General features: G+C 70.6%; 4 protein-coding genes. 2 read left to right on the top strand and 2 right to left on the bottom strand.

The annotated features are described in order from the left end of the window. The first annotated feature begins 230 nt into the window (after window positions 1-230). On the top strand, window positions 231-644 hold the full coding sequence (locus AB0H87_RS38795; protein ID WP_360157840.1) for a GNAT family N-acetyltransferase: 414 nt from the start codon (window positions 231-233) through the stop codon (window positions 642-644). 111 nt (window positions 645-755) lie between these two features. On the opposite strand, the gene AB0H87_RS38790 is transcribed toward AB0H87_RS38795, so the two are convergent. Then, window positions 756-2,258, bottom strand: a complete 1,503-nt coding sequence (locus AB0H87_RS38790; RefSeq protein WP_360157837.1) for an aldehyde dehydrogenase family protein — start codon at window positions 2,256-2,258, stop codon at window positions 756-758. Between the two features lie 17 nt (window positions 2,259-2,275). Beyond that, window positions 2,276-2,923 carry a nucleoside monophosphate kinase gene (locus AB0H87_RS38785; protein ID WP_360157834.1) on the bottom strand — a complete coding sequence of 216 codons (648 nt, stop codon included), beginning with the start codon at window positions 2,921-2,923 and terminating at the stop codon, window positions 2,276-2,278. A gap of 132 nt (window positions 2,924-3,055) precedes the next feature. On the opposite strand from AB0H87_RS38785, the gene AB0H87_RS38780 reads away from it, so the two are divergent. Continuing rightward, window positions 3,056-4,195: an epoxide hydrolase family protein gene (locus AB0H87_RS38780; RefSeq protein ID WP_360157831.1), complete on the top strand. Its 1,140-nt coding sequence runs from the start codon at window positions 3,056-3,058 to the stop codon at window positions 4,193-4,195. The last annotated feature ends 87 nt before the right edge of the window (window positions 4,196-4,282 follow it).

The raw sequence follows: 4,282 nt of genomic DNA, 5'->3' as shown, positions 1-4,282 counted from the left end.
GTGCCGCGTGCCACGCGCGCGTGCCGCGTGCCACGCGCGCGTGCCGCGTGCCACGTGCGCGGGCCGACACGGCGCGGATCCGTCGAAGCTCGCGGCCGCGAGCCGCCGCGCGGAGCTGACGCCAGTCGGCGCGGTGGCCGCCCGCCGTGCGGCGCGGCCCGGGTGGTTACCACGCGGCGGCCCTGGGCCGCTCTGACTGTCTCGCTGCGTCTCATGGATGGAGGTGGTTGATGGCGATCGCATATGAATGGCGTGGGGCTTTCGACAACGCCGAACTCGAGGCGTTGCACGCGGCAGGCTTCGGCCACGCCGTGACGGCGGACGACTGGTCGGCGCGGTTGCACCGGCACAGCCTGGGTTGGGTCTGTGCCCGTGACGCCGGAGAGCTCGTGGGCTTCGTCAACGTGGCCTGGGACGGAGGTGCACACGCCTTCGTGCTGGACACGGTCGTGGCTGATCTCGCGCGTCGGCACGGAGTCGGCGCCCGGCTGGTCGGTCTCGTCGCCGAGCACGCCCGCCTGGCCGGCGTCGCCTGGCTGCACGTCGACTTCGAGGACCACCTACGCCGCTTCTACCTCGACGCGTGCGGTTTCCGGCCGACCGAAGCCGGCCTGATCGCTCTCTCAGAGCACTCAACCGCCTAACGTCCCGGGCGGACAGCAACCAACCACCGGGCCGCCGTGCCGAAGACTGCGGTGGGTCCGTCGTCGCGCCAGACCTCGGGCGTTAGCTGAACGATCTCCCGAGCCGGTTGGTCAGAGGCGGAAGTCCAGGTCCGGCGTGACGGTCTGCGTGTCCATCTGGGCCTTCTGCAGCCGCCCCGAGTAGTCCCAGTTCAGCGACTGCCACCGGGTGAACTGGTCGAGTACCCACACGCCCGACTGGCGCGAGCCGTTGCCCGACCGGCCGTTGCCGCCGAACGGTAGGTGGGCCTCCGCGCCCGACGTCGAGTTGTTGACGCTCACCATGCCCGCCGAGACGCCCGCGCGGAACGCGAACGCCGAGCGCGGGTCGTTCGTGTAGATCGACGACGACAAGCCGTAACCCGGGGCGTTCGCCAACTCGATCGCCTCGTCCAGCTCGCGGTACGGCATCACCCCGACGATCGGGCCGAAGGTCTCCGTGCGGAACAACTGGTCGTCCGGGCGCACGCCCGCGACCAGCACCGGGTGGTAGAAGAGGCCCGCCGCGGGGTCGCCGGCGAAGCCGGCGCGTGGGTTGTCGGCCGTGATCCGACCCGTCCGGCCGCCCGAGCCGAGCACGCGGTGGTGCGACCCGATCCAGCCCAGGTAGTCCTCGTAACGCTCCGCGAACCGGTCCGCCAGCAAGGGTCCATAGAGGACGTCGTCCCGCATCGGGTCGCCGATCACCGCGTCCGACAGGGCCTTGCCGAGGGAGTCGACGAACGACTCGTACACCGACTCGTGCACGATCGCCGTGCCCAGCGACGTGCAGCGCTGGCCCGCCGTGCCGAAGCCGCCGAACAGCGCGCCCTCGACGGCCAGTGACAGGTCCGCGTCCGGCGTGACCACCATCGGGTTCTTGCCGCCCAGCTCCAGGCACGGCGTCTGCAGGTGGCGGCCGGTCAGCTCGCCGATCCGCGCGCCGACCGCCGACGAGCCGGTGAAGCCCACCTTGTCGACCAGGCCCGCGTCGAGCGCGCCGGAGAGCCCTTCATAGGTCGCGGCCCCGTCGGCGTCGACGACGTCGAAGACACCGTCGGGTACGCCCGACCGCCGCACCAGTGCCGCCAGCGCGGCCGCGCTCGCCGAGGCGTACTCCGCCGGCTTCCAGACGACGGCGTTGCCGCAGAGCAGGGCGGGCACGATGTACCAGGACGGCACCGCGACCGGGAAGTTGCCCGCCGTGATGATCGCGGCGACGCCGACCGGCACGCGGAACGTGAAGAGCTGCTTGTCGGGCATCTCGCTCGGCACCGTCTGTCCGTACAACCGACGCCCTTCGCCGAGGAAGAAGTCGCAGGTGTCGACGATCTCCTGGACCTCGCCGCGGGCCTCGCTGATCGGTTTGCCGATCTCGCGGGTGACGAGGTGCGCGAGCGTCTCGAAGTTGGCGCGCACTAGCCGACCCAGGTTGCCGATGACCTGCCCGCGGACCGGCGCGGGGACCGCGGCCCACCCGCGCTGCGCGGCGCGCGCGCTGCGACAGGCCGCGATGAACCCGGCAGCGTCGGCCAACTGCACCTCCGCGACCACGTCGTCGAGCCGGGCGGGGTTGACGGAACGGTAGGTCGTCATACCCACACCCTAGATACCTAGCCTTGGTACGGCGGCAGCCCCAGGCCGGACCGGATCGCGTTCTGGACGGTGGCCGGGCCTGGGCGGGCGTCGACGGTGAGGACGTACTCCTTGCGGCGGAACAGCTCGAGCACCGGCTCCGTCTTGCCGTAGTAGTCGCGCAGCCGCGAGGCCAGCGCCTCCGGGGTGTCGTCGTCGCGCGGGACCAGGTTGCCGCCGCAGACGTCGCACTTGCCCTCGACCTCCGGGCGGTCGGAGATCAGGTTGTAGTCCATGCCGCAGTTGGCGCAGAGCCGCCGGCTGAGCACGCGCTTCTGCACGTCCTCGTCGGGCAGGTCGAGGTGGATCACGCCGTCGATGTCGTAGCTCTCCAGGAAGAACTCCGCCTGGCGCACGTTGCGCGGGAAGCCGTCGATCAGGAAGCCGTAGTTCCAGTCGTGCTGCTGCAGCCGGTCGCGCACGATCGACTCGACCAGGTCGTCGCTGACCAGCTCGCCGGCGGTCATCGTGCGGCGTACCTGCGCGCCGATCTTCGTGTGTTGCTGGACATGCCAGCGCAGGATGTCGCCGACGCTGATGTGGGTCAGGTCCAGGTCGCGGCGCATGAGGGTGCTCTGGGTGCCCTTGCCGCTGCCCTGCACGCCCATGATCACGTACTTCCGCATGCGAAAACGTTCCCACCCCCGCGGGCGGCCTGCCAACCGATTCCCGTGATCAAAATCTTGGAACGAACCATTCCGTTCTGCTACAGTGAAACGGAACGGAACGTCACGCTCCGACTCAGTGGAGGAACCGCCATGCAGCCCTACCGCATCGACGTCGCCGAGGCCGACCTCGACGATCTCCGCGAGCGGCTCACCCGCTCCCGCTACCCGTTCGCGCTGCCGGGCGCCGAGTGGTCCCGCGGCGTGCCGGTCGACTACATGCGCGACCTGGCCGCCTACTGGGCCGACGGCTACGACTGGCGGGCCGCGGAGCGCCGGATCAACGAGTTCCCGCAGTACACGACCGAGATCGACGGCCAGCGGGTGCACTTCGTCCACGCGCGCTCGCCGGAGCCGGGCGCCCTCCCGCTGGTGCTCAGCCACGGCTGGCCGGGCTCGATCGTCGAGTTCCTGGACGTGATCGGCCCGCTCACCGACCCCCGCGCACACGGCGGCGACCCGGCCGACGCCTTCCACGTGGTGATCCCGTCGATCCCGGGCTTCGGCCTCTCCGGCCGGGTCGCGGAAGCGGGCTGGGACAGCCGCCGGATCGCGCGCGCGTTCGCCGAGCTGATGCGCCGCCTCGACTACGAGCGCTACGGCGCCCAAGGCGGCGACTACGGCGCCTTCATCGCGCCGGACCTCGGCCGCGTCGACCCCGACCACGTGATCGGCATCCACGTCAACGCGGCGACGCTCGGCTTCATCCCGTTCGGCGAGGTGCCGGAGGAGGAACAGGCCACGATGACCGACGCGGAGCGGATGCGGCTGGGCCGCCTGGCCAACTACATGCAGGACATGAACGGTTACTTCCAGATCCAGGCAACCAGGCCACAGACACTGTCGTACGCCCTGGCCGACTCACCGACCGGTCAGCTCGCCTGGATCGTCGAGAAGTTCCAGGAGTGGACCCACGGCGGCAAACTGCCGGAGGACGTCATCGACCGCGACCACATCCTCACGAACGTGATGCTCTACTGGCTGACCAACACGGCCGGCACGTCGGCCAACCTCTATTACGAGAGCATGCACAGCGGCAACTGGCCAACCCCGAGCGGCGTGCCGACCGGGGTGGCGGTGTTCGCGGAAGACGTCTCGATCCGCCGCTACGCGGAACAGACGAACAACATCACGCACTGGACGGAGTACGACCGCGGCGGCCACTTCGCGGCCCTCGAAGCCCCTGACCTGTTCGTCGACGACGTCCGCACGTTCTTCCGCACGGTCCGCTGACGCCTCGCGCCGCTCGAACCGGCGCTGCCGACCGGTGGCCGCGGCGGTGCCGACGGGGGCACTGCCGCGGCCAGCGCGCGCGGGGCG

Origin of the sequence: Asanoa sp. NPDC050611 (genome assembly GCF_040654855.1) — a bacterium.
Taxonomy (GTDB): Bacteria; Actinomycetota; Actinomycetes; order Mycobacteriales; family Micromonosporaceae; genus Asanoa.
Note: the sequence above shows the minus strand (reverse complement) of the source record. Positions and strands in the feature narration are given on the sequence as shown.